Raw genomic sequence first — 25,681 nt, forward strand, 5'->3', positions numbered from 1 at the left:
CCCAGATGAGTTGGTATTTGCCGCTGGATCGGGCGTTTTCATCCATGACGGCCGTACATCGTCGTGTCCTGGCGCCCAATTAGAACCGGTGGAGCCGCCAGCGGAACCAAACCCGCCCATTGCTGCTCCCCCTGAAGCCATCCCTCCTTGTCGTCCTAAATCCGTGGCTTCTCGCAATGCGGCCGCCGAATCCAAGGCTCTTTTTATGGGGCCATCCGGCATTCTCGACACGATCTCTTTGAACGCTGACATTACGCCGCCAGCCACGGCGCCAGAGAGAGCGCCGGCTGCCGCCGCCGCGCCAGGAACCAACGCGTCGCCGGCAGATAGTGATGCCGAACCGTTCAAAAGGTCCGCTGCGAGCGTTGGAACCTTCAGGGCCAGGAACCCGATCAGGAATGCGATTGAGACGACGGACAGAAACGGCGTGATGTCATCTGGTTTTGCGGCAGCGACGAGGTCGCCCATCACGCCAGCCATTCCCTTGGCCACGACTATTACGAAATAGATGGCCAGAATTTTGATGCCGATCGGGATTACGGAGGACATCGCTCGTAGTCCGATGTCTCGCGTTGGCTTGAACGGCGTCAGAGCAATCATGAGGGGTGCGACGGCCAGATAAAAATACGTCTGCACCAGGAGAAATATGAATTGGACGGTCAGGATCAGGTATGCGGCTAGAATAACCAGCGCCGAAATCCCCAGTATCAACGCGACGAATGGGCTGAACAGCGTTGTTATCCACGCGCCGCGTGAGAACCTGGAGATTACCTGGTTCATCAAGTCGATCCCCTGCCATAGGATATCGAACGGCCGTACAACATCGAGGCCCGACGCCTGCTCACCTAATGCTTTAAATCCATCGATGCCAACGGATAACCAATCCGAGTTAATTAGATGCCACTGAAACCCCCAGGACACGATATTAACTACGACATATGCCCCTATTTGCATCAACGATAGGTTTTCGCCGATCAGTTTAAACAGGATAGGGATAATGAGCCCGCCTACGATTACGAGGGTAAGGAATATCCAGCGGGCGGCATCCCTAATAGACTCTTCAAATTTGATCGATGCCGCGCGGTATTTCGCAATTATCTGGCCGATATCGTATTCCGAGGGATTTGCGGTATCTGCATAGGCGCTCGATGCCAGCAGAGCCAGGAGAACAATCATGATCAGTGAGCAGGTCTTTGTCATTGTCGCGCCCTCAAAATCCCAAAGCCCCACTTTCACCATCCTTCCGAATCCGCCCGTTGCCTTGGCGTAAGACCTGCTTCAACGCTTCAACCTCAGCCGCTTTTTGTTTTTGCAGCGATTCATCAGTCTGCGAGGACTGAAAAACGAGGTATGTGCCGCTTCCAGTACCGATTAATGCGGCTACTATGATGACGATGATTTTCTTATTCATCTCTTTCTCCACTATCAGAATCCCAAAGCCCCGCTTTCGCCGTCAGCCCGAATCCTGCCATTGCCCTGGTTCAGGACTTTCTTGAGTGCTTCCAAGTCGGCGTCCTGCTTCGCCTGCTGTCCGGCCAGATACCCGGCATAAGCGTTGAACTGTTCCATTTCCAACTGCCGCAGCTTTTGGAGTTGGGCCACTTGCTGAGCGGCAATCGCATTGCCAGCCTGTACGGCTTGCACTGTACCTCCCGCAGTCGATGACAAGTTGTTTAGGGTTTCCATAGTCTCTTGCTCGCTCTCGAAGTCGCTCGCCTGCAAGCCCACGGCTTGCAACGCCGCGCGAATCCCGTCCAAGCTGGATTGGCTCCACACTTTGTATCTGTCAGTGTAATTTCCAGTAATACCCGCGCCGAATCCCGGATATCTCTGCATAAACTCGGAGTCCAGGTTTTGCAGGGTGTACGATAAGGACTGGCCCCGAGAAACCAATCCTTGGAGTTTATAGAGCATTCCTGACACCTTGCTCCACGGTGCCATGACGACATCGCCGAAACTCATCAAATCCCGGAGCTGGTTTTCGACCATCATGATTTGCTGCATGGTCTGCGTAATCTCGTTGTCAAGCATGTCGGCCAGTGTGGAGAGTTGCGCCGCTCCGTTTTCAAAAATTCCGATCAACTCAACGTTGTTCATGATCTGCGTCGGCTCGGAAGCGTAGGCAAAAGCCTTAACCTCTGAGGAAAAGACCAGTGAGCCGGCTAAAATGATTTTCGCGCCCGCGAAAATTATGCGCTTCGGTTTTAATCTGTTGTTGCTCATAATTTGATTAGGTTGCCTGGTTATTGGTTATCAATTTTTTAAATACCCTAATACAAATACTAGTATGTCGCCGAGTATTTTCAATGTATTATGGTCCCCGCAATAGCATTGCGATGACCATAAGAAATCCGCCAACTCCGCTCCCGATCAGGCCATAGGTGAACACTTCCCACTTGCTGGAGGCTGTAATGCCATCAGCCCTTTCCTTGGCATCGTTAATTGATCGGATTAACACGTTGTATTCCGATTTTGAGCTATTTATTTTTGCTTGCAACGCATCGCCATCCGCATTTATCGCTGCAATTTTCACGGATAACTGTTCATCGAGCGTTTTACCGATATAGTCGGCTAACTCCCGCGCTGCTCGCGTTGCTGTTTCTGTTACCGCATCCGCCGCCACTTTTTTTAGGTCGAGTTTGGCAGATTCCACCTCCAGCCGGGTTTTTTCCCTGATATACTCACCCACATCCTTTCGTATGGCGTCAATCCGACTTTCAATCTCATTAACTTTGGCGATATTCGCGCCGGTTTGTAGCTCGATTTCCCGCGTCGCCTGCTGTATTTCAGCAATCGCCTGCTTAACATAGCCGTCCAATACGCTAGGCATGTTCTGGCGCAGAGCCTTAATTTCATCATGCAGTAATCCAACATCCCCTAATAGTTCGGCGGTCAGCGCTTCCAGGGCGGTGCTTTGGGCCATGTCCAATCCTATTGAAAGAGGGTTTTAAAGACGCCATCCAGCTCGTCCGAGACACCTGCTGCCAATCGCTTGATCCCTATCAATCGGCTGTAATGCAGTTTCTCTTCAGGATCATTGGCTGCCTTTAACTTTTCTTTTAAATCGGTCGGATCATTCAGAATGTCCGAGATACTTTGTTCCGCGCCCTTGAGCTTGCCGTAGATATCATTGACATGGATTACCGCGTCTTTTTTCAGGGTGAAGTTCTTAGCGCTGGCATGGTATTCAAAGAGCCCCGAGAAGAGGCGATCTGGACTCTCATCCAGTTCCACCATATTGAAAACCAAGCGGAGTTTTTTGGCCGGAATACCCAGATCAGAAAGCGCATCGAGGGTTGCAATCGTATCCCGCTGCTGCTTTTCCTTCGGTACAGTGGGAATCACAAAATAATCGTAATCCTCGTGGCTGCCCTTGTACTGTCGCATGAGGTTAACGAAGTCCTCCACGTTCGAGGCGCCCACATCGATCACCGCATCATCCATTAAAGCGAGTGCTTCCTGTAATTCGCCAAACTGCTTGCCTCTAATCGCTTCGTCTTGCGTCCCGTCCGAATTAATGCTTTCCACCGGGATAATCCGGGCATAATTCAAGCGTGGAGCCAGCAAATGGCGAGCGACCGTGCTTTTGCCTACATTGCCTGAAAAGTTCATCACGGCAACTATCATTTTTTATTCTCCTTTAACGATTTGAGAAGCGGATTAGTATTGTCTGGTTTGATGAAACGATCAGCGAGTTTTTCGCGCCGCTGCTTGGCGCTTAATTCTTCAAGATTTATATCTTCATCATGCTCTGTTGTTTTTTCTGTTTCAGAGTGAGTGGAATTCGTTTCAGAGCTGCTTTTGCCCTTCGATATATCGTTTTTATTTTTTGTCCTGCTCTTAATATATTTGCGTATCGATTCCGTTGATATATCTAGCGAATTCGCTTTTAGGAATTCGCGTATTTGCCATAACGCATATCCCTTTTCCCTAAGTCTAAAAATTTGTTCATGGAACGGCTCAAGGCGTGATTTCTTCGCCTTTGGCGGTACTCGCTTTTCGAATTCTTCGATGTCCATGGATGAGGCTCAGTGGTTAAAAATGCACATAGTAGCCTCAGCGGACACCTGTAACAACGGGAAACAACCCATCATAAATCCAAAAACAACTAAAACCAATTAAAAACAATCATAAGAAATGTGAGGACAATCACAAAACAACAATAAACAACCAGTGTAATATTATCGGCGAAAAGAATTGGTAAGACAGAGGCACGTCCGATATGTTTACAATTGCGCTACGCTTCATTGTAAAATATCGTCGTGCCAAAGGGTGCCCCTTTGAAACCCAGGCGGTGAGATACCGCCTTTTTAACTCCTTATGTGCCGCGACGCGGCTCGAGTGCTTTTCATGGCAAAACGTAGTTTGAGCGAGGGCGTTCCATCGAAGCCGTTTAGCTTTCGGTTGAGCGAGCCGGATGCTGACGCCTTGACTGAAAAGGTCAAGGCGGCGGGGTTATCTATATCGGAATTCATGCGCGAATATGTCTTGCTCAATAAGACCTCGGTTATTGCTAGGCGTCCCGCAAGTGGTGACACACGTAAGCTATTATACCTTTTTAATAAGGCCAGCAATAATATAAATCAGTTGGCAAAACAGGTTAATGTCGCGCATAAGGCAGGCGATGTATCCGAGGATATATACCTTGAAGTTCTCAAGGAATTGCAACATCTGTCTCGGTATATGAAAGGATGCCTCAACGATGTTGATTAGAGTCAAAGGAGCAGACTCGGGCATAGAAGATTATCTTGAAAATGGCCAAAAGCAGGGGCGTGAGAATTCCCGAGACGAATTAGACGAGCGGATTATTCTGGATGGCGATCTTGATTCTATTAGAGCGGTCAACGAATCTCTTGATAACAATGGAGAAAAGTATCTGCATGTAACGCTTGCATTCAAAGAGGACGAACTCAGCCGGGAGGTGTTGGAAGCGATCACGCAGGATTTCAAGGCATTTGCCTTTTCCGCGTATGAATCGGATGAATATGCATTCTATGCAGAGGCGCATATTCCTAGAATCAAGAGTTACGTTAACAGTCAGAACGGTGAGTTTATTGAACGCAAGCCACATATTCACATCGTCATTCCAAAGACCAATCTCCTAAGCGGAGGGTATCTCAGCCCTTTGGGGCGCATTGAGCAACAAACAGCATTTCTCGAAGCATTTCAGGAGCTGACGAACGCCAAATATGGACTCGCGAGCCCGAAGGAGAACCGGCGCACCGGCTTTAATCTGGAGTCGGAAATTGTCAGCCGGTATAAGGGCGATGAGTTTATAGGACGCGAAGTCTTCACCGGGCATCACAAGGAGCTGAAGACAAAGATTCTCACCGACATTCTCAAGCGGAATATCGGCAATCAGGATGACCTCATGGCTTTGCTCTCGGAATACGGAAGTGTTCGGATTCGGAACGAAGGCCGAGCGAATGAATATCTCAATGTCAAACCGGACCCGGCAGGGAAGGGGGTCAATTTAAAGGAGTATGTTTTTACGCCGGCCTTTCTGGGATTGTCCGCCGAACAGAAGCGGCAAGAACTTAGCAAAGTCGCGAGCGCTCAGTATGAAACTGCCGGTCCCGCCAGGCCTACACCGGAAGAGTATCAAGCGATCCTGAAGGACTGGCATGAGCGAAGGGCGAAGGAAATCAAATATCTAAACTCGGGCAATAAAAAGCAATACGCTGAGTATAAAAGCGCTTCACCGGATAAAAAGGCTGCGATTCTGGTAGAGCGAGAAAACCGTTTCTATGCAAAACATCGAAAGACCGATTATGACCTCGAAGACAGAGATCCCGAACGAACTCTTGAGCGTATTAGAGAAAATCTCGGAACAGTTGACCGCCATATCGAATCAGCAAGCCGAATTGCTGGCGATCTTGACCGCGCCGGCGGAAACCGCACTCGTAGACGAATTGGCCGCGCTCTTAGAGCCGCTGTCCAACGACTTACGGGACATCAAGGCCGAGCTGTTGAGGGACGCGAAACCGCGCATGAATTAGGCGGGACGCGCGAGGCCGACAATGTGACCGGCCAGCTCAAGTACGACCACCGGGAGCAAAAGGCGAACGCGCGTAGCGCCGAACTTTCGGAGTTTCAGGAGATCCGGCGCCATTTGGATGCCTCCCGGTTATTGAACGCGCTTTCCCACAGCCACGGCGTTATTCCGGAGAAATATCCAATCTCGAAGGGCAAGGACGGCGGTGACCGCATCCAGGCCGGGACCCGGAACCTCAATGTTTCGGACTTTCTGACCAAGGAGTTGAACCTTCCTTGGTCAGAGGCCGCGAAAATTTTGCGGGAGACCTACCGGGAACAGACCGGGCGCGAATCGCCGGGCATGGGTCGGCAGCGTCCGGGGCAACGGTTATGGGAGCAATTCAGGCTATCCCGGCAAAACCGTTCGCTTCGGAACAAAGAGCAATGGGAAGCGCAACGGAAGAGCGAAACCACTCAGAAGGAAGCGATTCGAAAAGTCTTCTACGCCAAGAGAGGGGAGATATTAGGCAACCGAAGCTTGAGCCAGGCCGAGCGAAAGGCACGCATCAGTATCGCTCGAATGGAGCGGATCGAGCAGGAGCGGGTTTTAAGGGAGCGCATCCGAAAGCAGAGGGACGACCTGAAAGCATCCCAACGCAGGCCTTTGAAAGATGAGTATGCCGAATGGCTGACACTGAAGGCTCAGGAGGGTGACGTTTACGCGCTGGTTGAGTTGCGGCGGATGCAGCGGAAAGAGAAGGAACGGACGGATGACCATGAAATCCATTCGGGATCAGTTCAGGAGAATCGGGAGGATACGCCATTTATTACCGGCAATCGCTTGTCATACCAGGTGCATCGAGACGGAGCCGTAACCTACCGCCGAGGCGGTAACGCCGTAGTGCGGGATGAAGGCCGATTTGTAAAGGTCCTCCAAGCCGACGACGGCAATATCGAAACCGGCCTGCGTCTGGCGCGGGCCAAGTTCGGCCGAAAGCTCGATATCCGAGGGTCCGACGCTTTTAAGGCGGTGGTGGCGCGGGTAGCTGCTGAAAAGGGACTCTATGTCGAATTCACTGATCCGCAAATGAATTCCATTATTAGCGTTGCTCGAATGGAACGGATCGAGCAGGAGCGGGTTTTAAGGGAGCGCATCCGAAAAGAGCGGGATGACCGCAAAGCATCTCAGCGGCAGCCGGCACCGGACGAGCGGGTTATTCAAGCCGGCGAGCCCAAGCCGGAGCAGATGAAGCGCGAGCCGATCTATCGGGAGCCCGACATTGCTTACCGCGTGCACCGCAATGGCGACGTGACCTATAGCCGGGCGGGGCGGGACATCCTGGCCGACCAGGGGCGCACGCTGCGTGTGCTCCATGACGACCGGGAGACTATCGAGACCGGCTTACGGATGGCGCTAGCCAAGTTCGGGGGGAAATTGGACGTGCAGGGATCGGTAGAGTTTAAGCGGCAGACCGCGATAGTAGCCGCAGAAAAAGGCTTACGTGTTGAGTTCACCGATAAACGGATGAACGAAATTATGCGCGAACACAAAGCGCACCTTGCGGCACTGAAAGCCCGCGAAGCGGAATTGCGGGCGCTGGCGCGGCAGGCCCGCGAGGGCCGCGCGGCTGATGCTGCGTCCGAGCCACCCCGGACCACGCCTGATTTATCGCAACGTAACGAAAAACCCACGGATCGGGCACAGACGCCGGCTATAGCCGGCACGCCCGACAGGCCCGACAGGCCCGCGCCGCGGCCTCAGCCGACCATCGAGAGCGTTGCGCCGGAGATCCAGCGAGGCCAATACACCGGCAAGGTTATCCAAGTGGATACCCATTTTGTTTACCAGGATCACGGCAAGGAGATCATCCGGCACGACCGCGAGCGCTTTGCTTCAGCGCCGGTGCCGGGGGATTACTTACGGATCACCTACCGGGACGACCAGATGAAGGCCGAGCGAGTACCCGAAAAGACCAGGACTCGGGACAACGACCGTGGCCGCTAAGCCTATAGGATAGGGCGGTAAACGATGCTATACTTGTATATCACTTTAAGCACAGGAGCCAAATCATGCTTGCCATCCGACTGCCTGCCGAAGTGGAAAAACGCCTTGAAGCACTGGCGCAAGCCACCGGACGCACTAAGACCTTCTACGCCCGCGAAGCCATTCTTGAGCACTTGGACGACCTCGAAGATTTGTACCTCGCGGAGCAACGTCTGATCGACATTCGCTCAGGCAAGACCCAAACCGTACCACTTGAAGAAGTGATGAAGCGCTATGACATGGAAGGTTGAGCTAGACCCCGCAGCCGAGCGGGAGCTAGACAAGCTCGACCCTCAAACGGCCCGACGCATCCTTGCCTTCCTGCATGGCCGTGTCGCCCAGCTTGATGACCCGCGCAGCATTGGCGAAGCCCTCAAAGGCTCCAAGCTGGGAGCCTTCTGGAAGTACCGCGTGGGCGACTATCGAATCATTGCGAGCATCGAGGACGGCGCATTGCGTATCCTCGTTGTGCGCATCGGCAACCGCAGGGAGGTTTACCGGAAATGACACTTTTTGATGACCTTGGTTTTCGTTGGAACCGATCGGTCGTACCGACCGTTGTTCCAACCCACTCGGTTGAGCGGGCGTGCTATCGATTCCATCGAATGTTGCCGGAGTACGTTTGGGATGCCGGCGTGCTCGAAGGCAACCCGTTCACTTTTCCGGAAGTGAAAACGCTCCTGGACGGCGTGACCGTCGGTGGACACAAGCTTTCCGATCATGAGCAAATCCTTAGGTTGGCGGACAGCTCGAAATATCTTCTAGCCCTTGTGAAAGACGGTCGGTTCGAGCTGAACAAGTCTACCTTCTGCGAACTCAATGCTCGCGTTGCCAAAGAAGAAGGGCTGGAATGGGGGCACTTTCGGGGCGAGGGCGAAGAAACGAACGTTACGCCTGCTGTGGCCTTGGGCGAGCACGGCCGTTACAACCCATTGCCGACCAAGCCAGGCGCTCCAGAACTCAACCGGGTTTTCGAGAAGGGCTTGACGGCGCTCAACGAATATGCACCGGACCCCTTTGAGAAGGCGACCGCGTTCTTTCTGTTCGGGGCATTGCAGCAGTTCTTCTTCGACGGCAACAAGCGGACTTCCCGCTTCATGATGAACGGAATCCTAATGTCATCCGGCATTGACGCAATTAGCATACCGGCTGCGGAAGCGCAGGCGTTCAACGAAAAGATGGTTCGGTTCTATCTGAGCAAAGACGCGACGGAAATGATGGCCTTTCTAGTGAGTCTTCATCCGGAAGTGGAGGAAATCTATCGACTGAATCCAGGGCTTGCTAAATAAGCGGTGGTCATTAAAACCACTATATCGGGCAGGATGAACTGCCCGATAACGCGGCCACGAACGGGGCGGCCACCCCGCATGCGGCCTAACCACAACCACGACTAATGAGGAGTCGCAATCATGGCTACATCCATTATATCGATCTCATCAGCTCGGTACGTTATCCATCCCGTCGGGCACGAGGACCGGCTGTTTTTCGGCACCCGTGCTGCGTGTATCCGGCACGCTTATACTGTCGATGGCGATAGTTTTCGGCATTTGCGCGCCACAATTCTGGCGCGCCTGCCAGAGCCCGAGTGGTGGATATTGGAGACCGTCACGGATTGGGCGATCCGCCAATTGCCGCCCGATCACCCGGAGGTTGTCGCAGCGTACGTTTTGGACCAGGGCGTACGCCGGCTGGGGTCGGCGGATTGGGAGAGCTGGGTTGACGACTGGCTGGTCAATGGCGATTGGAGCCGCCGCGCAGAGCGCCGACTACGCGCAATCGCGGCGCAATATCTCCTGGCTGAATAGCCGAACATGAATTTCAAACAAAAAGAAACCCGGCTTAAGCCGGGTTTCTCGCTCCTGTTCTTTATCTATCCTTCCGGCGGATATTCGTCATTTCCGTAAGAATCCCTCTGCCGGATTTGGCCGTTCCTACCGTGGATTAGAAGTTCCGATTCCTGATTCCGCGCAATTTCCCGTGCTCTTTCGATAGCTTCCGCCTGGGTCGGATGTACCGAGGTCACTCGTGAGTTATTTTCGCCTCGGACTGCCCACTCATCCCCGTGGGGGACAACATGTTGATTCTTGCCGCTCATCTTATTGATACCTCAGATTTTTTTACTTCTTACGGTTCGGTCTTTGCGTCAACGCAGAGCCAGCGGCACTCTTCGCTGCTGGGCTAGCCTTTGGATCGCGCAGCACCTTGGCCGCCGCCGAGGCTGCTTTTTTGCCCGTCACTTCACTTGATGTTGTTTTTTTCGACATAACGAACTGTCTCCTTGGATGAACACTTCATCCCGCTCGGCAGCGATTGGCTTATACCAACGTGAACGAGCGATTGATTGCATTCTAGCAGCCATCAATGTAGAGTGCTAACATATTCCTACATGTTGTGCATTGAAAGCGCCAACACACAAGATGTAGGATCGGCATATAACACAATCATGCATAGCGAAAAATTAATAATATCAATACCTTATTGTTTGCATAATAAAAAGCTTATGAATAATGGTGATGACGTAACAGTTTTTATTCGACTTTGGCGTGTCACCTATGCAACCACATGAATACTCAATTATCGGCCACAGCCGCTCTACAGTTGGCCGTCACCTTGGCACACTAGCAGGGCTGATTAGCTCCGTATGCGTGCTGATCGTCACAGTACTCCTCGATATAGCCAATAATTACGGCTTATCTCACTTAATTCCTGACATCGTGTTATTGCCAATCAGTGCTGCCGCCATATACCCACTCGGCCACTGGGCATTTGATACTTGGGTATGGAAGCACCCAAGGGTTCTTAAGTTCCTAAAAATTCCCAACCTTAATGGCGAATGGATTTGCAACGGAAAAACATTGAATGCTGATGGTGATGTCATCTATGAATGGCCTGGTGCTGTTCGTATCTCTCAAACATGGGAGAAAATCAGAGTATATCTTGATACAGGAAGTTCAAAATCCGCGAGCGTTTCTGCAGCGCTAATTAATGAACCAGGCCGTGGCTTCCTTCTCATGTATAGTTACCGAAATGAGCCAACGATTGGCCAAAAAGAGTTAAACCATCATGTCGACTATTGTGAGCTTGCTTTCAATGAAACAACAACAAAAGCAGAAGGTGATTATTTCAATAATAAAGGCCGCATTACCTTTGGTCGAATGGTGTTAACTCGTAAAGGTTAAAAGCTATGGCAGTTGATTATAAACAGCGTCTTCAAAATCTTAGAAATCGCCGTCTTGGTTTAGATTCAAGATCGTTAGCATTAGATTCAGTAGTCGCGCTACGTGAGTCATTGTCATTCGGCGAGCCACTGTATAAATCGGAAGCCTATGAACAAAGGGGCAAGAATGATCCGGTAAAATACGCTTTAGGGATCATGCAGGAAGTCGATCCAGAATATACACGTATCAGCATTGAAGAAGGGGAGCGAGTTAGAAAACAACTGAATTCAGGTTTGTCTACATTAGATGTTCCTGTAACTTTTGATTATCAAGGCTCCGTTCCTTTAAATGTGCATATACAAGGAGTGAGCGATATTGATTTGCTCGTCTTACATGATGGTTTTGTGACTTTAGACTGGAGCGGGCCACAAGCCAAGTCATATATTATGCTTGGTAATTCAGCGCTCAGTGACATGCTCACGCTAAGGAGTAATTGCGAAGAAATTCTTGATAATAAATTTCCGGCTGCCAACGTCGATAAAAATGGCGCAAAATCCATTGCAATTTCGGGAGGATCACTTAGAAGGAAAGTCGATGTTGTACCGTCACATTGGCATGATACGGCAGACTACCAAAGATCGAAGGAGAAGCATGACAGAGAAATAAAAATATTAGATAAGACTATTCCAGATACCTTAGCTAATCGCCCATTCATGCACATGAAGCGCATCGAAGAAAAGGATTCAGCCACGAATGGATGCGCAAAAAAAGTGATTCGCCTTCTTAAAAGTCTTCGCAAAGACTCAGATAAAGATATTAAGCTAACCAGCTATGATATTGCATCACTCGTATGGCACTTTGATTCACAAAGGATAAATCTACCACACTATCTTGAGCTCACCTTAATAGCCATAACTCAAGTTCGGCTGTGGATATATCTTACTAATCGCTCTTATACCGAATCTCTAGATGTGCCTGATAAATCCAGAAAGATTATTGACTCATCTGAAAAATTTGAATCGTTAGCTCTGTTATCAAAGGAAGTAGATCAGCTTGCTTATGATGTTGCACGGGTGTTAAATCCATTTGGCATACAAACAAACGATGACGTAATAAGAAGCCTTAATGAGGCTCGTATTCACTGATTCTAGTAACGTCGGGAGCCCCCACTATCCCATCCCGAGAACAACTCTCCGGCATCATTGAGCGAATTAACTTCCACAGCGAGCAATGCAATCATCGCACGCAACCCAATTAGGATAGTTATTTACCTTCGGGCCTTGATCTGCTGCACGACCGACGTACCTACGCTGTGCGTCTAGCGGTTTTGAGTACGCCAATACAGGCTAGCAACGATTCACGGATGGCCTCCTCGATTGCCGGCTCGTCGAGGCGCTGGAATCAGCGAATCCACGCCTTGACCTGCGCCCATTTGGAGTAAGGCCTATTCTTCACGCCTGTAGGAGTGATCAAACATTTTCGCGCTCGCGAAAAATGTGGGTTCCCTTCGGCCACGATCCGACTCGCGCATCAAACCTCGCAGGAACGCACGGAACGGTTTCACGCCCGCTGATTCAATATTTTTTTCATATTAAAAACGCTTACAAAAACAGGTAATTGTCCGGTTTTTTTCAGGCTAGCCCACCCGTCTGTGGCCAGACTTTTGCCGAAATGTTCAAAAAAGTAAACGTTTTAAGACGTATTCGCTCGTATGTCTTATTCAATGTCCTATAATTTAATTCTAGCAACATCTAAGATATTTCGAGACCCTGATAGAGGGAAAGCATCATGGCTACCGTAGGTTATGCGCGAGTCAGCAGCACTGGGCAATCACTGGACGTTCAGCTGCAAAAGCTGAAGGACTGCGACAAGATATTTCGGGAGAAGCGGACGGGGACCACCGCTGAACGACCCCAGCTTAAAGCCTGTCTCGATTATCTGCGGGAGGGGGACACCTTGGTCATTACCCGCTTGGATCGATTGGCGCGCTCCACACTCCACCTGACCCAAATCGCCGAAATCCTGAAGCGGAAGGGTGTTGAACTGAAGGCTCTGGACCAGGCGATTGACACTACCACTCCAACGGGACGGCTCATGTTCACGATGCTAGGTGCTATTGCCGAGTTCGAGAATGAAATCCGGAAGGAGCGGCAGCTCGACGGAATAGAGGCTGCCAAGGAAAAGGGGGTTGAGTTCGGTCGGAAGGCGAAGCTCACCGCGACCCAGGTGGAAGACCTGAAGACCAAACGGAAAGCGGGGGTTCTTATCAAAGAACTGATGCGAGAATACGATCTATCAAAGGCCAGTGTCTATCGTCTGCTCGGTGAGAATACTGGGCGTTGAAGTAATCGCAATGTTATTGATTTTAGCTAACAAATTGTGACTTACCAATAAGATACGTCCTAAGGACGTATCTTATTGGTAAGAAAATGATTTGTCAAGATGACTGTTGATTAACTAAAGGATCTTGACAATTAAATCTTCGATCTATATATGTCCTTAGGACATATATAGATCGAAGTATCATGGATATCCGCACTGCTGTCACCCTTGAAATCGGCCAGCTCCATCAGCCAGTCGTCACAAGCTATCAACTTGGCTGCTTGATTTTTCATCTGTATCAGACAAAGGTCTACCGCGGTGAGAAGCTGAACCGCATTCAGAAGGACGTTCCAGAGCGTCTTGAATACAACCGCCTGATCACTTCCCTAGTACGTGACGGTATCCTGCAGAACAGCAGGGACGTGCCCAATAAGGAGGTGTTTGTAGTCCTTGGACAGAATATGGCGGCGGCGGAGGATATTGCCTGCTGTGTCGATCCTTTCGGCTATATCTCGCACCTGAGTGCGATGGAATATCACGGTCTCACCGACCGTCTGCCCAAGATCCTGTTTCTAACCACCCCCTCCTCGCCGCATTGGGGGCAATTGGCCATCCAACGGATGCAGAAGGACTTAGGATTAGAAGGGTTTGATCTATATTCCCAAGCCTCTCTGCCCTTGCTTCGTCGCTTGCGGCTCGCGAAAATCCATCGCAAAACTGTTAACGTCCATACCAGCGTGCATTGTGGGCCAGGGGCTTATGTGTCCATGCACGGTCGGCCACTACGCGTGGCCACGATCGGACGGACGTTTCTTGATATGATTCGTGAGCCCGATTTGTGCGGCGGCATCTATCATGTCCTAGACGTTTATGCCGACTATGCTGGTCGCTATCTGCGATTGATCGTGGATGAGGTTGATCGCCATGGTAGCAAGCTCGACAAGGTGCGCGTCGGCTATATCCTTGATGAGCGCCTGGGACTGACCCATCCCACCATCAAGTCCTGGCACGCTCTCGTACAGCGCGGCGGCTCCCAAAAGCTTCTGGCCCAGGCTGCCTACAGTGCGCACTTCTCGGAAAAATGGTGTTTATCCATCAATATCGCAGAAGCCGAGGAGGTGTGATTGCAAAAATTCGATATTAAGGAGTGGGTCAATCAGAATTCAGACTACCGCCCTTTCCGTCAGGCTGTTCATACCATTCTCACCGCTATTGCAGGCACACCCTTCCTGCAAACCAGCATGATTATGAAAGGCGGGGTGTTATTAGCTTTAAGCTACAGCAGCCCACGCTACACTAAGGATATTGACTTCTCGACTGCGATCAAGCGGCCAGATTTCGATCTTGAAGATTTTCGGCGACAGCTCGAGGCCAGCCTGATCGACACCGTAGAGACTTTAGGCTATGGCCTTGATTGCCGCATCCAGAGCTGCGAGCAGAATCCGAAGAGCGAGGACGCGACTTTCCCGACCATCCAGGTCAGTATCGGTTACGCTTACAAAGGCACACCCGCCCATAAGCGGCTGCAGGCCGGCAGTTCTCCAGAAGTTATTCGGATCGACTACAGTCTGAATGAGCCGGTCGAAGAGACTGAACTTTTTGAACTAGAGGAGGGTAGTCTCATCCGGGCTTACTCTTTTGTGGAGATGGTGGCGGAGAAATTCCGTGCGCTGCTCCAGCAGGAGGTCCGCAACCGCATCCGTCGGCAGGACATTTACGATCTGCACTATGTTCTTAAGGAAACTCTGAACAAGTCCCTGGCCCCGATAAAATAATGCCCAACGTCCAATTTTCGACAGGTCGACCCCCGATGAAGCAACTCGGACTCAGTGCCACCGTGTTTGTGAAGAAACCAAAGCTGACCAAGCGTCAGAAATTTCTCCAGGAGATGGAGCAGGTGATTCCTTGGGGGTTGTGGACGAGCCGGATTGCGCCGTACTACCCGACGGCCGGCCGGGGCAGGCGTCCCTTTCCTTTGGAGACGATGTTGCGCATCCACCTGATGCAGCACTGGTTCGGCTACTCCGATCCGGCGATGGAAGAGGCGCTGCATGACATTCCGATGCTACGCGAGTTTGCCGGGCTGGATGCGGGCGAGGACGCCATGCCGGATGAAACCACGATCCTCAAGTTCCGGCGCCTGTTGGAAACCCATCAGATGGCGCAAACCCTATTCGATGAAACGGCGGCCCTATTGGCGGAAAAGGGCTTATTGTTGCGTCAAGGGACCATCGTGGATGCCACCCTGATCGCCGCCCCGCCGTCCACGAAGAACCGCGAGCGGAAGCGGGATGGCGAGATGAGTTCGACCAAGAAGGGTAACAATTACCACTTTGGCATGAAGGCGCACATCGGCGTGGATGCTGATTCAGGCTTGGTGCATACGATGGAAGTCACCACCGCCAAGGTGGCGGACGGGGTCATGACCGAGGCCCTGTTGCACGGCGAGGAGCAGGTCGTCCTGGGCGATCGGGCCTATACCCGCAAGGACCGCAATCTGGAGGTCGAACGCCAGGAGGGCGAGCCGGTCTGGGCGTTTCCCTTCAAGCGTAAGAAGGGCGAGGACTTGCCTGCGGAACAAGCGCTTCACAACCGCATGCTGGCCGCGCTGCGGGCGGTGGTCGAACACCCCTTCCGGATCGTCAAACGCCAATTCGGCTATACCCAGGTCCGGTACCGGGGACTCTTCAAAAACGGGCAGCAACTCTACCTGCTGTTTGCCCTCAGCAATCTCTACCAGGTGCGGGAGGAGTTGAGGGCGGCCTAGGGATCAATCCGTGCATCGCCCCGGAAAACCGGGGGCGAGGGGCGGAAAGAGCGCCGATAGCGGGCGCCAATGGGGAGGGAAAAACGACCTTTTTCGGCTGGTAGCCCCGGCCGGTTTATCGGAGCCACCAATAAAACGCACTTATTCAGAGCTTCCTTAACGATCACCCGCAGCGCAACGATCCAGTGATACAGGCGCGGATTCTGGCGCGGCTGATCGAGAAGTCCCGCATACGTGGCCTGATGGTTGATCCCGAAGCCATGTCCAACCCGGAAATCCGTAGGCGCTCAGAAGTCGAATACAGCAAGCTCGCTCCCGAAGTTGAAGGCGATCTGCCTCCATTTGCTGAAGTTTACGCTGTCGTCGAGACCTTCTATCGCGCGTTGCCCTGGCTATAGAGCTAATGGCACGCCGTAGGCTCTAGGACTGATGATGCCATCAGGGGCGCTCTCGCTATCCGTGTAGCTCGACAACAACCAGTTAAATGTATTCGCGCTGACTACCGGTGATGCCACCCAGCTTTTGCGCGTGCCGCACGAAGCGCAGCAATGGCCACTAGCCGACACCAACACCAGCGATTGAGGGACTAAAAAGGGGCCGTTAAGCCCCTTTTTTGTTGTTTTGTTATCCACCGAAAGGAATTGACATAGAAACCTTAATTCATAGAATTAAGATATTAATATAATATTAAAAAAGGTTAATCATGATTATCACGGTGGGCAACACGAAGGGAGGGGTAGGCAAGACTACCCTAGCGGTAAATCTGGCGATTGCCCGCGCTCTGGCTGGGCGTGACGTGTGGCTGATCGACGGCGACCGGCAGGGCACCGCACAGACGGCAATTAGTATCCGGGCCGAGGCCGGCCACCAACCAGGCATCGCGTGCGCCACATACCCGGACGGGCCGACTCTCCGCGCGCAGGTACAGCAGCAGGCAGCGACGTTCAGCGACATCATTATTGATGCTGGTGGTCGAGACTCGACGGCGTTACGAGCCGCCCTGGTGTTATCCGATGTGATCCTAGTGCCATTCCAGCCACGCAGCTATGACGTATGGGCGTTAAGCGATATAGCCGCACTGGTAGACGAGGCCCGTAGCGTACGGGATGGTCTGCGGGCTGTGGCCGTGCTGAATTGCGCTGATCCGGGCGAGGGATCGACCGACAACGCCGAGGCCGCCGCTGCCGTCGCTGATGTGCCGCAGTTTGAATATCTGCCGACTCCGATACGCCGCCGCAAAGCATTCGCAAATGCAGCCGGTGCCGGCTTATCGGTGCTGGAACTCAAGCCTTCAGATAAGAAGGCAATAGACGAGCTTAATTCACTTGTTAGAACATTATTTTAATATTAAAATAATGTCAAAAGTAAATTGATATTGAATGCTATGACGATTACTAGACCTAAATCGAAAAGCACCGCTGCCGATGCGTTCATTTCTGGCGCCCCCGATGCTGAAAAGCCGAAGGGCGTAAGAAAAGGACATAAGCAGCAAATTAGCCTCACCATTACCCCTAGTCTGCTTGCGCGAGTGGACGAGCTAGCCTCTGAGCTGGGCCAATCTAGGGCCGCTATCATTAATATGGCGATCTACCGTGCCGTGGAGCACGGCTTAACCATTGACGGCCTACGCAAAGAGTGACCACTGCGTTAGAGAAGGGACATAAACATGAGCAAGCACGCCAAACAGGCCACCAAGCGCCACAGCAGCAAGGAACAGGCGACTGGAAAACAAGGGTCCCTGTTTGGCCCTATTACGTCTTCCCGGCTAGACGATTTAGACAATCCGGTGCTAGGCGTTCAGATTGAAATGTCTGCCGAAGATGCTGCCGCGATGGGAGCGTTCGTTGAGGATGCGTTGAGTGAACAGGACGCGATAGAAAGCTACGAGATGCCGGTCGAGCACGATCCTTTCGCCCCCCCGGAAGGGTGGTCGAACGATGCCGAGCGGCGGCTTGCCTATTTGCGCGGAGCGCACCGCATTTTGTCCGAGCAGATTGTGGCAGCTAACCGTGAACTAGCGAGGTTGGCCGTACATAATCACCTCGATAGCGAGGAAGCGGCCGCCTTGCGCGAGCGGGTAGTCGCTTTGCAGGCGCAGCGCACCGGGATCGACGTAGACATCGAAGCCGAAATCAAAACACTGAAGGCCTTGCAGCGCAAGCCAGAAGCTCAGGTAGGCAGCGGCGACAATAAAGCGGGCCTGCTGCGCGTGCGTCACCCTAACCGCGATTTCTTCCTTGCTGACCTATTCGACTACGCGCTCAAAGATGACGGCGCTAGTATGGAGGCGCCGATATTCACGCTTTCCACCAAGCCAGACTTGTCTATTTGGCAGTGGACCAGCAAGGACGGCTCGAAGTCAATTAAAGTTGCGCCCAGCGTGCTGGGGCGTGCAACACAGTTCGACAAGGACGTACTCATCTATGTTATTTCCCAGCTCACCGAGGCCTTGAACCGTGGGCGCGATGACACCCGGTACAGGACAGTACGATTCACAGTCTATGACTTTTTGGTGACTACAAATCGCGGCGTAAGTGGCGACGATTACAAGCGGCTGCAAGAGGCCTTTGAGCGGCTAGCGGGTACGCGCATTACCACCGACATCAAAACCGGCGGCCAGCGCATCAAGCAGGGCTTCGGCATTATCGACACATGGCAGATCATCGAAAAGTCACCCACTGACGAGCGCATGATTGCCGTAGAGATCACACTTTCTAAGTGGCTCTACAATGCCGTACAGGCCTTCGAAGTGCTCACAATCCATCCGGACTATTTCAGGCTGCGCAAGCCGCTGGCGCGGCGGCTATATGAGTTAGCCCGCAAGCATTGCGGCCATCAGGCCCAATGGACGATTAGCTTGCCGCTGCTCCACGAAAAAAGCGGCAGCAAGGCTGCACTCAAGGAGTTCCACGAAGCCACTAAGGCCATTGCAGCATCCGACCATCTGCCCGAGTACCGCATGAGCCTATCCACAGCGGGGCGGCTAGCCGACGTTAAGGTCACGTTTTACACCATCGACACAAAACGCCTGGTGCGCAGCATCACCAAGACGTAAGCTGCGCTATCGTGGTTTCACCCACCGCTTCCGCCAAAGTTGTGGTTTCACCCACCTTTTTCTGTGGATAGACACGTGGTTTCACCCACCTTTTCCTATGAATAGACACGTGGTTTCACCCACCGCACTATCGTGGTTTCACCCACCTAATGCTTTTGTAACTGCTTGTCATGTAATAATTTTTAGACACTTTCCGCAGGCGTAACGCGCGCGCGCGATTTTTAACTTATAAAAACTTTAACGTTCTCCGAGTCGCAACACTTGTGGACAACCAAAACGCCACAGCGATATTCGGTCGAGGCGCCTGAAGGGTTCCCCCTCCACCTGTCCGCAAAGAGTCCCCATCCTTCTCTCTTGGCGCTGCTAAACCTCAAAATCGAATCCTTCCAAACTCAGAAAAGGAGTCGGGCGCAGCCCGACAACCATTCCAGGGGCATCAGTGCCCATCTGCACCCGCGTATGGACTATCCATGTCACTCTGCCTCGATATGGGCGGATTAGGGTTACGCCAAAAAAGAGGGGGCTGTTCTGATGTGTTGACTGTTGACAGACCCCCAAACACAGCGCATTCAAACCGCACAGGAGCCGCAGAGAGCGTTAAAAGCGTTCATGGCGAGGCATCCCCATGGGAATAACCCATTTCGCACCGTATAACGGCTCTCAGATGGACTAGGAAACGGTGTAGGGGGCGATATTTTCCACCTACTGGGGAAGCACTCACACCACTACATAAGTTTATTTATTAGTTAGTTAGTTTGTTAATTCATTTATTCCTTGATATAATAGGCGCACAGTCAATCAAGAGGAGCTTAACCGTGCGCCCAGCCGAATTTACCCCCGAAGAGATCATCGCGGCCGGCGAAGCCTTGCAGTCGACAGGCCGCAACGTCACCGGCTTTGCCTTACGTCAGAAGGTCGGCGGCGGGAATCCGAACCGCCTGAAACAGGTGTGGGACGAGCACGTGGCGAAGCAGGCCGTCACCCAAGCCGAGCCGGTCGCCGAGCTGCCCGTCGAGGTCGCCGAGGAACTGGCCGCTGTCACCAAAGCGCTAACCGAGCGTCTAGCTGCTCTGGCAGTTGAGTTGAACGACAAGGCCGTAAAGGCCTCCGAAAGACGGGTGACCGATGTAGTTCGAGCTGCCGGCGAGCAACGCGAGCAGGCCGAGCGCGAGTTAGCGGACGCGGCGCAGACCGTTGATGATCTGGAGGTCAAACTAGACGAAACAAAAGCCGAGCTTTCTGCTTTGACGCAGCGTCTTGCCGAATCGCAGGCCCAGGCTCACGCGCAGGCCGTGGAGATCGCGCAGCTACGGGAACGGCTGACGGCCTCTGAGAAATCGGCACGAGACGCTAGCGACCAGCACGCCGCAGAACTCCGGCGACTGACGGCCGCATTTGAGGTTGAGCGCTCCGCTCGGGTCGATGCGGAAACCGAAGCCAAACGGCAAACGGAACGTGCGATCCGCGCCACCGCTGAACGCGATGCGGCGAGCGCCGAGGTGGACCGCTTACGAGAAGCACTGACGGTAGAACAGGAGGCGCATGGTCAGGCCACTCGGCAGATTGAGCGTTTGACCGCCGACTTAGAGACCTGCCGGCGTGATAATAAGTCCTTGCAGGATAATGTTGATGAGCTAGACCGGAAAAAGGAAGAATCCAAACAGGAATATAAACGACAGTTTCAACGGTTTACCGAACAGGTCGAGGCCGCAAAGGAGAAACAGGCTGCGGCAGAACAACGCATTGGCCAATTAGAAGTTGAAAACGGTCGTTTAACCGAGCGCTCAGCGGCGGACAAGGAGCACATTGCTGAGTTAGTCTCGCAAGTGCAGCGTTTACAAGACGAGTTGGTAGGGATGGCCAAGAAAACCAGGCCAAAAACGCAGGATTGAGTTCTTTAATTTAACCTGAGATATCTCATGGAACGTCAGATTTATATCGGTCCACCCTATCTAGGCGAGCTGCGCGAGGTGAATGTTGTAACGAGCAATCTAGCTTACTGGAACCGAGTCTGTGAACCCATGAAATGGACAAAACCGCGTTTCACCATTACTAACCTAATCCGTCTGCGCTGGCATCGGGACACCCGCTACTACATGGTATTCTTGACCAAGGACCTCTTTGGAAGCTGGGTAATTACGCGGGCATGGGGTCGCAGAGACTCACCTATTGGTAGAGTTAAGCTGGACCTCTGCAACTCGTTTGCGGAAGGGTATAAAGACCTGAAGGCGATTACTGCAAGGCGAAAGGCCCGCAAATATGAGGTAGTTAAAAACGTCTAAAAACCCGGCTGCTGGGTGCGAGCCGGGTGTGTACCGCGTTGTCGTAAGATCAGGCGCAAGCGCGTTTTAAGACAACAGCGCGGTTACTTGAAGCCTAGGCCAGATTCGGCAGGTTGCAAGTTGATGAGCGAGATCGCGCGGAGAGTCTCAGCCAGAGGGAAGAAATTGGGTGAAGTACTCACCCTGTAGGGCGGTAAGCCGCGCCGGTATTGGCTTCCAGCCGATCCCAAGGCGCCGAAGAAGGTGCTTTTGGGGGAGAACTCCACTTTACCAAGTCTGGCATGGCTGCGGGCCGTGCCTGACTTCTTCAGGCCTCTAAGCGTGAGTACTTCACCCGGTATCGCAGGCCCCAATGATAGGAGCGGCACGGAGAGCTTTCGTAGTTCCTTTAAAACCGCCCCTCGTTTTTTGGCGTCAAAGGCGTCCTCGCCTTTCCGGGTGAAGTACTCACGCTTTCACACTACCGGCATCCCCAATCCACGCATAGCCGATCAGCCTTCGTTCGGCAGCCAGTCGGGATCGAGGATGTCGGTGATAGTCCACGGGCAAACTTCAGGCAGATTGTCTAATTCCACCTCGGCTAGGACGGCGATGATTGCATCGGCCCACACCCCATCCAGCCACTCCGGATCATCGAACAGGTGCCTGAGGCTCGGCGATTCCTTTACAGGGTAGGCGACTGCTTTGCGTTGCGCAGACATGGCTAGCCGCCAGGACTTGGTCCGGCGCTCGGGCTGGTGCAACCATCTAAGCAGGTGCGCCAGAAGAATGGCCAAGCGGCGTTCCAATTCACGCTGCTCGCTTTTCGCCACGTCCTCGATTTCATCGGCAAGGTGTTCGATGTCCAGGGCGTCGAAGCGCCGTTCCCGCAGCCATTGGGCCTGCTCCCATGCCCAGGCGGCAACATCGGTTTCATAAGCGATTCCGGCCATTGGTTAGGTTCTCCGCGAATGGATGATTTGGAAAGCTTATCAAACCCGTGTCCGGTGTGCCCTATACGGAGGGCGGCTCACGAGTTCGATTTCCAGCAGGTTTAATACGCGAGTTGGATGAGGCTTGAGGAAATCCGTATTTTCGCGGACGCGAAAATCGTGAGAGTGAGGGATAGGCAGTTCGGCCAAAGCCAAACAAGGCCAGGCAGGCCTGGCCCGCCGCAATCGCCGTTAACGGTCAGTTCAAGTTAGAGGAGAAGGCACCGGGTGAAGTACTCACGCCTAGATGAAGGAGTGGCGGGCATAGCCCGACCACCATTCCGGCCCTATAAAGAGGCGGCTCTTACCCCAAAATGCCTCTATTTCTACACCTTGGGAGCGGCTGGACGCCAAGGCCGGCGCGGCTTACCGCCCTACAGGGTGAGTACTTCACCCGGTATTGCAGGCTACCGCTGACCTGTGTTTGTCACCGGTTTTAATATGAAAAGACTATTGAAAACGGACGAGTTTGGGTTGTGGCGGAAGGAAGTCCATATTTTTTCGTGCCCACGAAAATGTGGATCCATGACCGGCATCCGAACCTCAAGACCCGGCCAAGAGTGGCCGGGGCGTGATGGGCGCTATACGTTTCACTAACGGGCGCCGCTCGGGGACTCAACAGCCAAGCCCGGGTAATAGGGGGCCGAGCTTAATAGATTGCCGGCTCAGTGACCGTGAATGTGGTTCCGGCCCACTTCAGTTTCAGTCTGCTAGAAATAGGCGCTGCCGGGCGTGTCCAGTATCATCCGCACATCCAATGCACCCGGTCCCACTGGTCCCATAAATACCCCTGTCCGGATAAAATCGGTATGGTCGGGGCTGGGCAGGAACATCCTCCTGTTCTCGGATTTGCCCAAATGCAGACCCCAGTCGTCCTATATGTCTGGAAACCGCCGCTTGGTTGCGCTGCTGCCGCTGTCCATACGCCGGATTTACACGACAGCAGCGCGCCCGCCGCATCTCTCGCGACAAGCCCATTCGGGCTGCATCCCCCTCCTGCCGCCGCTACACCATTCACCTGAAAGGTGTTTGCGGCGTTGTTCCCATAGGTCACCTGGTTGTCCGCAGCGACATAATTCAGCCGGTTTATGCCCCTTGGCTGCATGTAGTACCCATTGTTCCAGCGGTCGTAGTAAATATCGGCCTGTGTCGCGCCGTACGTATAGTTGTTGTCCTGAATCGTGTAGTTCGTTCGACTGGTTCCGTTCGGATCGACGTAGTAGCCGGTGTTATTGCTGTCGTACACGATTTGAGTTCTCACCGATCCGGAAGACGCTTCGCCCGGATTGGACGTATTGCCGCTTTGGTCAACGCTCCAGGTTGCTGCTGTCCATGAGCTGTTGATGGTCCTCAGCGTTCCGTTTAGGTTCTCAAACCATGCGACTTGGCCGTTCGCACCGATGGTTTTAATTAACCCCCCTTCTCCGGCCTGATTGCTCAATTGCACATTCCCGGAGCCCGCCGTAACCGTTTGCGATGCCGTTACCGTGGTACCGTTGACCTGATTTGCGTTACTCAGGTTTTGGCCGTTCATATCCAGCGTCGTGAACATTTGATTCACTTCCGGATGTCCCGGTACTGAATGCCGGCGTAGATAGTCTGGTATTAGCTGGCCATTGCTGAAATACAGCAATCCGGCCAAATGCCCAGCGCCCGGTTTCGTGTTATACGTCAATGGCATCGACCACCCGCCAAACGCGCCTTGTGCCGTTGTGGGACTCGCGCTAGGCGTATACCCACCGCCTGCTCCCACTTTGGCTGCGATACGCGGCGCTTGAGCCTGCGGAATTGTCGTTCCGCCCATCGACAATACCACCGCTTGCAGATTTCCGGCGCTGGGCTCCAGGACTTCAACTTGTAGTGTTTGCCCGTACGGATTCATCCCTGAAAACGTTGCCGACAAATAACCGGTTGCGGTCAACATAGCCGTCGTAATGACAGCCGGAACGGTTGGTGTCGCCGCAGCTTGAACCGCTGCCCAATTGTCTTGAATGTACCGAGTGGCCGCATCCGACACTTGCTTGAAATGCTGAGCGGTGACGGTATCCCGTGTTTGTTTTTGAGCATCCCCGGCCATGCGGGCATAGCCCGCGAAGATGATTGTTCCAACCGCCAAGGCTCCGAGCACTTCGAGCAGTCCGAATCCTCTTTGTCTTTTCATGGCGTAAATCTCTTTTTATTTATTGATGATGGCGAGAATGGCTCCCGCAGGCACATAGCCAGGTGCAGCCGAGATCATCCCGCCTTGCCTTTTATGCATAAAACCGGTTCCGGCGCCGGCGCTTGAGCCAGTCGGGAACGCCTAATTTGACCGCTACCATGGTAGTGGCCAGTATTGAAATCATCAGGATCAGGAAGGTCAGCCGGTCGGCGAGAGTGCCCGTGTCCGCATCAAAAAGCCCAAGTAGAGCGTGACTCAATTGATTGGCCAAAAACAACAGAGCTACCGCCGCCGGCACTATGATGAGTAGATCGCACGGCAAATCCGATTCGGATTCTTCCTCGTCGGTCGATTTCGGTGAAAATCCCTGAAAGGTTCGACGGTAGAATTTCGCCCGGACCTGATGCCGCGCGGGCCAAAAACTCCAAAACGCCCACCACGCCAACATAACGCCAAGGATTAATGAGAGGCCGATAACGGCTGGCCAGCCTAAACGCTGGGCAAGCTCCGGAAACACCAGCGCTTGAATTAATGGGAGAACGAAACTCATTGCGACGGCCCCCAGGATTGTCATGAGCGTGGTCCGGTGGTATTTGATCCCGGCCCCGCAGTACGGGCACCAGTTTGAGCCGAATACGACTGCGTTACGGCAACAGCCGCACGTTATGGTCTCGGGCGGTAGCAATTCAATTTTGCGGTGCATAGTCGTCTCCATTCTTGTTGGTTTAAAACTCATCATGCCCGGCTTGGATATTCACCGAAGCCCCATGTGCTTTTTCCGCTTGCGCAAACTCCTGTAATCCTCCCCTCACGTGTTCGGCCACGGATGCCCCGAATCGCGAGGTATCGGACTGATCCGGTCCCGCTCCGCCGATCGATCCGCCCTGTCCGCCGTCGCTAGAATCCTGAGCGGTTTTCGCGCCCGCGAAATTATCCGGGCCAGAT

The 25,681-nt window shown here is 53.0% G+C and carries 30 protein-coding genes; 18 read left to right on the forward strand and 12 right to left on the reverse strand.

Annotation, left to right across the window (positions count from 1 at the left end; all coding sequences use genetic code 11):
• The 6 genes from ACWJKU_RS19345 to ACWJKU_RS19370 all read right to left on the reverse strand — a co-directional run.
• Positions 1-1,239: type IV secretion system protein (locus tag ACWJKU_RS19345; protein ID WP_454148367.1), on the reverse strand; the 1,239-nt coding region annotated here is incomplete at its 3' end.
• Positions 1,211-1,411 carry a hypothetical protein gene (locus ACWJKU_RS19350; RefSeq protein ID WP_454148369.1) on the reverse strand — a complete coding sequence of 67 codons (201 nt, stop codon included), beginning with the start codon at positions 1,409-1,411 and terminating at the stop codon, positions 1,211-1,213. The genes ACWJKU_RS19345 and ACWJKU_RS19350, both read right to left, overlap by 29 nt.
• A gap of 14 nt (positions 1,412-1,425) precedes the next feature.
• Positions 1,426-2,223 (reverse strand): P-type conjugative transfer protein TrbJ, encoded by a 798-nt coding sequence (gene trbJ / locus ACWJKU_RS19355; RefSeq protein ID WP_454148371.1) that lies wholly within the window; start codon positions 2,221-2,223, stop codon positions 1,426-1,428.
• An 88-nt stretch (positions 2,224-2,311) separates the two neighbouring features.
• Positions 2,312-2,923, reverse strand: coding sequence for a hypothetical protein (locus ACWJKU_RS19360; RefSeq protein ID WP_454148373.1), 612 nt, complete (start codon positions 2,921-2,923; stop codon positions 2,312-2,314).
• 8 nt (positions 2,924-2,931) lie between these two features.
• A complete protein-coding gene (gene stbB / locus ACWJKU_RS19365) occupies positions 2,932-3,627 on the reverse strand; it encodes a StbB family protein (RefSeq protein WP_454148375.1) in 696 nt (231 codons plus the stop codon).
• Positions 3,624-4,019 (reverse strand): hypothetical protein, encoded by a 396-nt coding sequence (locus ACWJKU_RS19370; RefSeq protein WP_454148377.1) that lies wholly within the window; start codon positions 4,017-4,019, stop codon positions 3,624-3,626. The genes stbB and ACWJKU_RS19370 overlap by 4 nt, the downstream gene beginning before the upstream one ends.
• 331 nt (positions 4,020-4,350) lie before the next feature.
• Between ACWJKU_RS19370 and ACWJKU_RS19375 the strand changes: the two genes are divergently transcribed.
• From ACWJKU_RS19375 to ACWJKU_RS19400, 6 genes are all read left to right on the forward strand, one after another.
• Positions 4,351-4,713, forward strand: coding sequence for a CopG family transcriptional regulator (locus ACWJKU_RS19375; RefSeq protein WP_156881543.1), 363 nt, complete (start codon positions 4,351-4,353; stop codon positions 4,711-4,713).
• Positions 4,703-7,981, forward strand: coding sequence for an LPD7 domain-containing protein (locus ACWJKU_RS19380; RefSeq protein WP_156881544.1), 3,279 nt, complete (start codon positions 4,703-4,705; stop codon positions 7,979-7,981). The genes ACWJKU_RS19375 and ACWJKU_RS19380 overlap by 11 nt, the downstream gene beginning before the upstream one ends.
• Positions 7,982-8,046: 65 nt before the next feature.
• Positions 8,047-8,271 carry a type II toxin-antitoxin system RelB family antitoxin gene (gene relB, locus ACWJKU_RS19385; RefSeq protein WP_156881545.1) on the forward strand — a complete coding sequence of 75 codons (225 nt, stop codon included), beginning with the start codon at positions 8,047-8,049 and terminating at the stop codon, positions 8,269-8,271.
• Positions 8,255-8,527, forward strand: coding sequence for a type II toxin-antitoxin system RelE family toxin (locus ACWJKU_RS19390; RefSeq protein WP_156881546.1), 273 nt, complete (start codon positions 8,255-8,257; stop codon positions 8,525-8,527). The genes relB and ACWJKU_RS19390 overlap by 17 nt, the downstream gene beginning before the upstream one ends.
• Positions 8,524-9,309, forward strand: a complete 786-nt coding sequence (locus ACWJKU_RS19395) for a Fic family protein (protein ID WP_454148380.1) — start codon at positions 8,524-8,526, stop codon at positions 9,307-9,309. Before ACWJKU_RS19390 ends, ACWJKU_RS19395 begins: the two co-directional genes overlap by 4 nt.
• Before the next feature lie 120 nt (positions 9,310-9,429).
• A complete protein-coding gene (locus tag ACWJKU_RS19400) occupies positions 9,430-9,825 on the forward strand; it encodes a hypothetical protein (RefSeq protein ID WP_454148382.1) in 396 nt (131 codons plus the stop codon).
• A gap of 65 nt (positions 9,826-9,890) precedes the next feature.
• Here the strand turns inward: ACWJKU_RS19400 and ACWJKU_RS19405 are convergent, their stop codons facing one another.
• Together ACWJKU_RS19405 and ACWJKU_RS19410 are read right to left on the reverse strand one after the other, a co-directional pair.
• On the reverse strand, positions 9,891-10,115 hold the full coding sequence (locus ACWJKU_RS19405; protein WP_454148384.1) for a DUF2188 domain-containing protein: 225 nt from the start codon (positions 10,113-10,115) through the stop codon (positions 9,891-9,893).
• A 22-nt stretch (positions 10,116-10,137) separates the two neighbouring features.
• Complete coding sequence (locus ACWJKU_RS19410) at positions 10,138-10,284, reverse strand: hypothetical protein (protein WP_454148386.1); 147 nt, start codon at positions 10,282-10,284, stop codon at positions 10,138-10,140.
• Between the two features lie 288 nt (positions 10,285-10,572).
• Between ACWJKU_RS19410 and ACWJKU_RS19415 the strand changes: the two genes are divergently transcribed.
• From ACWJKU_RS19415 to ACWJKU_RS19470, 12 genes are all read left to right on the forward strand, one after another.
• The gene (locus ACWJKU_RS19415) at positions 10,573-11,199 is read left to right on the forward strand and encodes a Cap15 family cyclic dinucleotide receptor domain-containing protein (RefSeq protein WP_454148388.1); all 627 of its coding nucleotides are present in this window, start codon (positions 10,573-10,575) and stop codon (positions 11,197-11,199) included.
• Positions 11,200-11,204: 5 nt separating this feature from the next.
• Positions 11,205-12,323: a hypothetical protein gene (locus tag ACWJKU_RS19420; protein ID WP_454148390.1), complete on the forward strand. Its 1,119-nt coding sequence runs from the start codon at positions 11,205-11,207 to the stop codon at positions 12,321-12,323.
• 643 nt (positions 12,324-12,966) lie between these two features.
• Entirely contained in the window at positions 12,967-13,521 is a 555-nt protein-coding gene (locus ACWJKU_RS19425) for a recombinase family protein (RefSeq protein WP_454148392.1), read from the forward strand.
• Positions 13,522-13,703: 182 nt separating this feature from the next.
• A complete protein-coding gene (locus ACWJKU_RS19430; protein ID WP_454148394.1) occupies positions 13,704-14,624 on the forward strand; it encodes a type IV toxin-antitoxin system AbiEi family antitoxin domain-containing protein in 921 nt (306 codons plus the stop codon).
• Positions 14,625-15,275: a nucleotidyl transferase AbiEii/AbiGii toxin family protein gene (locus ACWJKU_RS19435; RefSeq protein ID WP_454148396.1), complete on the forward strand. Its 651-nt coding sequence runs from the start codon at positions 14,625-14,627 to the stop codon at positions 15,273-15,275.
• Between the two features lie 35 nt (positions 15,276-15,310).
• A complete protein-coding gene (locus ACWJKU_RS19440; RefSeq protein WP_454142574.1) occupies positions 15,311-16,267 on the forward strand; it encodes an IS5 family transposase in 957 nt (318 codons plus the stop codon).
• A gap of 242 nt (positions 16,268-16,509) precedes the next feature.
• Entirely contained in the window at positions 16,510-16,665 is a 156-nt protein-coding gene (locus tag ACWJKU_RS19445; RefSeq protein ID WP_454148398.1) for a hypothetical protein, read from the forward strand.
• A gap of 305 nt (positions 16,666-16,970) precedes the next feature.
• Positions 16,971-17,612 carry an AAA family ATPase gene (locus ACWJKU_RS19450; RefSeq protein WP_454148400.1) on the forward strand — a complete coding sequence of 214 codons (642 nt, stop codon included), beginning with the start codon at positions 16,971-16,973 and terminating at the stop codon, positions 17,610-17,612.
• Positions 17,613-17,651: 39 nt separating this feature from the next.
• The gene (locus ACWJKU_RS19455) at positions 17,652-17,906 is read left to right on the forward strand and encodes a ribbon-helix-helix domain-containing protein (RefSeq protein ID WP_454148402.1); all 255 of its coding nucleotides are present in this window, start codon (positions 17,652-17,654) and stop codon (positions 17,904-17,906) included.
• A gap of 27 nt (positions 17,907-17,933) precedes the next feature.
• Positions 17,934-19,322 (forward strand): replication initiator protein A, encoded by a 1,389-nt coding sequence (locus ACWJKU_RS19460; protein WP_454148404.1) that lies wholly within the window; start codon positions 17,934-17,936, stop codon positions 19,320-19,322.
• Positions 19,323-20,137: 815 nt separating this feature from the next.
• Complete coding sequence (locus ACWJKU_RS19465; RefSeq protein ID WP_454148406.1) at positions 20,138-21,214, forward strand: DNA-binding protein; 1,077 nt, start codon at positions 20,138-20,140, stop codon at positions 21,212-21,214.
• 129 nt (positions 21,215-21,343) lie between these two features.
• A complete protein-coding gene (locus ACWJKU_RS19470) occupies positions 21,344-21,604 on the forward strand; it encodes a WGR domain-containing protein (RefSeq protein WP_454148416.1) in 261 nt (86 codons plus the stop codon).
• A 491-nt stretch (positions 21,605-22,095) separates the two neighbouring features.
• Here ACWJKU_RS19470 and ACWJKU_RS19475 read toward each other — a convergent pair whose 3' ends face one another.
• The 4 genes from ACWJKU_RS19475 to ACWJKU_RS19490 all read right to left on the reverse strand — a co-directional run.
• Complete coding sequence (locus tag ACWJKU_RS19475) at positions 22,096-22,536, reverse strand: DUF29 domain-containing protein (protein WP_454148408.1); 441 nt, start codon at positions 22,534-22,536, stop codon at positions 22,096-22,098.
• Between the two features lie 781 nt (positions 22,537-23,317).
• Complete coding sequence (gene pilV / locus ACWJKU_RS19480; protein WP_454148410.1) at positions 23,318-24,736, reverse strand: shufflon system plasmid conjugative transfer pilus tip adhesin PilV; 1,419 nt, start codon at positions 24,734-24,736, stop codon at positions 23,318-23,320.
• 91 nt (positions 24,737-24,827) lie between these two features.
• Positions 24,828-25,439 (reverse strand): hypothetical protein, encoded by a 612-nt coding sequence (locus ACWJKU_RS19485; protein ID WP_454148412.1) that lies wholly within the window; start codon positions 25,437-25,439, stop codon positions 24,828-24,830.
• Between the two features lie 22 nt (positions 25,440-25,461).
• The coding region (locus ACWJKU_RS19490) for a hypothetical protein (RefSeq protein WP_454148414.1) at positions 25,462-25,681 on the reverse strand (220 nt) is incomplete at its 5' end.

The sequence above is a fragment of the Methylocaldum sp. MU1018 genome (genome assembly GCF_053646775.1).

Excerpts from the sequence above, each read along its gene's own strand:
- ACWJKU_RS19485 (WP_454148412.1), bottom strand. The coding sequence starts at position 25,439 with ATGCACCGCAAAATTGAATTGCTACCGCCCGAGACCATAACGTGCGGC.
- ACWJKU_RS19440 (WP_454142574.1), top strand. The coding sequence starts at position 15,311 with ATGAAGCAACTCGGACTCAGTGCCACCGTGTTTGTGAAGAAACCAAAG.
- ACWJKU_RS19400 (WP_454148382.1), top strand. The coding sequence starts at position 9,430 with ATGGCTACATCCATTATATCGATCTCATCAGCTCGGTACGTTATCCAT.
- ACWJKU_RS19405 (WP_454148384.1), bottom strand. The coding sequence starts at position 10,115 with ATGAGCGGCAAGAATCAACATGTTGTCCCCCACGGGGATGAGTGGGCA.
- ACWJKU_RS19470 (WP_454148416.1), top strand. The coding sequence starts at position 21,344 with ATGAAATGGACAAAACCGCGTTTCACCATTACTAACCTAATCCGTCTG.
- stbB (WP_454148375.1), bottom strand. The coding sequence starts at position 3,627 with ATGATAGTTGCCGTGATGAACTTTTCAGGCAATGTAGGCAAAAGCACG.
- ACWJKU_RS19450 (WP_454148400.1), top strand. The coding sequence starts at position 16,971 with ATGATTATCACGGTGGGCAACACGAAGGGAGGGGTAGGCAAGACTACC.
- ACWJKU_RS19455 (WP_454148402.1), top strand. The coding sequence starts at position 17,652 with ATGACGATTACTAGACCTAAATCGAAAAGCACCGCTGCCGATGCGTTC.
- pilV (WP_454148410.1), bottom strand. The coding sequence starts at position 24,736 with ATGAAAAGACAAAGAGGATTCGGACTGCTCGAAGTGCTCGGAGCCTTG.
- ACWJKU_RS19410 (WP_454148386.1), bottom strand. The coding sequence starts at position 10,284 with ATGTCGAAAAAAACAACATCAAGTGAAGTGACGGGCAAAAAAGCAGCC.
- ACWJKU_RS19395 (WP_454148380.1), top strand. The coding sequence starts at position 8,524 with ATGACACTTTTTGATGACCTTGGTTTTCGTTGGAACCGATCGGTCGTA.
- ACWJKU_RS19475 (WP_454148408.1), bottom strand. The coding sequence starts at position 22,536 with ATGGCCGGAATCGCTTATGAAACCGATGTTGCCGCCTGGGCATGGGAG.
- ACWJKU_RS19460 (WP_454148404.1), top strand. The coding sequence starts at position 17,934 with ATGAGCAAGCACGCCAAACAGGCCACCAAGCGCCACAGCAGCAAGGAA.
- relB (WP_156881545.1), top strand. The coding sequence starts at position 8,047 with ATGCTTGCCATCCGACTGCCTGCCGAAGTGGAAAAACGCCTTGAAGCA.
- ACWJKU_RS19390 (WP_156881546.1), top strand. The coding sequence starts at position 8,255 with ATGACATGGAAGGTTGAGCTAGACCCCGCAGCCGAGCGGGAGCTAGAC.
- ACWJKU_RS19420 (WP_454148390.1), top strand. The coding sequence starts at position 11,205 with ATGGCAGTTGATTATAAACAGCGTCTTCAAAATCTTAGAAATCGCCGT.
- ACWJKU_RS19415 (WP_454148388.1), top strand. The coding sequence starts at position 10,573 with ATGCAACCACATGAATACTCAATTATCGGCCACAGCCGCTCTACAGTT.
- ACWJKU_RS19370 (WP_454148377.1), bottom strand. The coding sequence starts at position 4,019 with ATGGACATCGAAGAATTCGAAAAGCGAGTACCGCCAAAGGCGAAGAAA.
- trbJ (WP_454148371.1), bottom strand. The coding sequence starts at position 2,223 with ATGAGCAACAACAGATTAAAACCGAAGCGCATAATTTTCGCGGGCGCG.
- ACWJKU_RS19360 (WP_454148373.1), bottom strand. The coding sequence starts at position 2,923 with ATGGCCCAAAGCACCGCCCTGGAAGCGCTGACCGCCGAACTATTAGGG.
- ACWJKU_RS19445 (WP_454148398.1), top strand. The coding sequence starts at position 16,510 with ATGGTTGATCCCGAAGCCATGTCCAACCCGGAAATCCGTAGGCGCTCA.
- ACWJKU_RS19375 (WP_156881543.1), top strand. The coding sequence starts at position 4,351 with ATGGCAAAACGTAGTTTGAGCGAGGGCGTTCCATCGAAGCCGTTTAGC.
- ACWJKU_RS19380 (WP_156881544.1), top strand. The coding sequence starts at position 4,703 with ATGTTGATTAGAGTCAAAGGAGCAGACTCGGGCATAGAAGATTATCTT.
- ACWJKU_RS19350 (WP_454148369.1), bottom strand. The coding sequence starts at position 1,411 with ATGAATAAGAAAATCATCGTCATCATAGTAGCCGCATTAATCGGTACT.
- ACWJKU_RS19430 (WP_454148394.1), top strand. The coding sequence starts at position 13,704 with ATGGATATCCGCACTGCTGTCACCCTTGAAATCGGCCAGCTCCATCAG.
- ACWJKU_RS19425 (WP_454148392.1), top strand. The coding sequence starts at position 12,967 with ATGGCTACCGTAGGTTATGCGCGAGTCAGCAGCACTGGGCAATCACTG.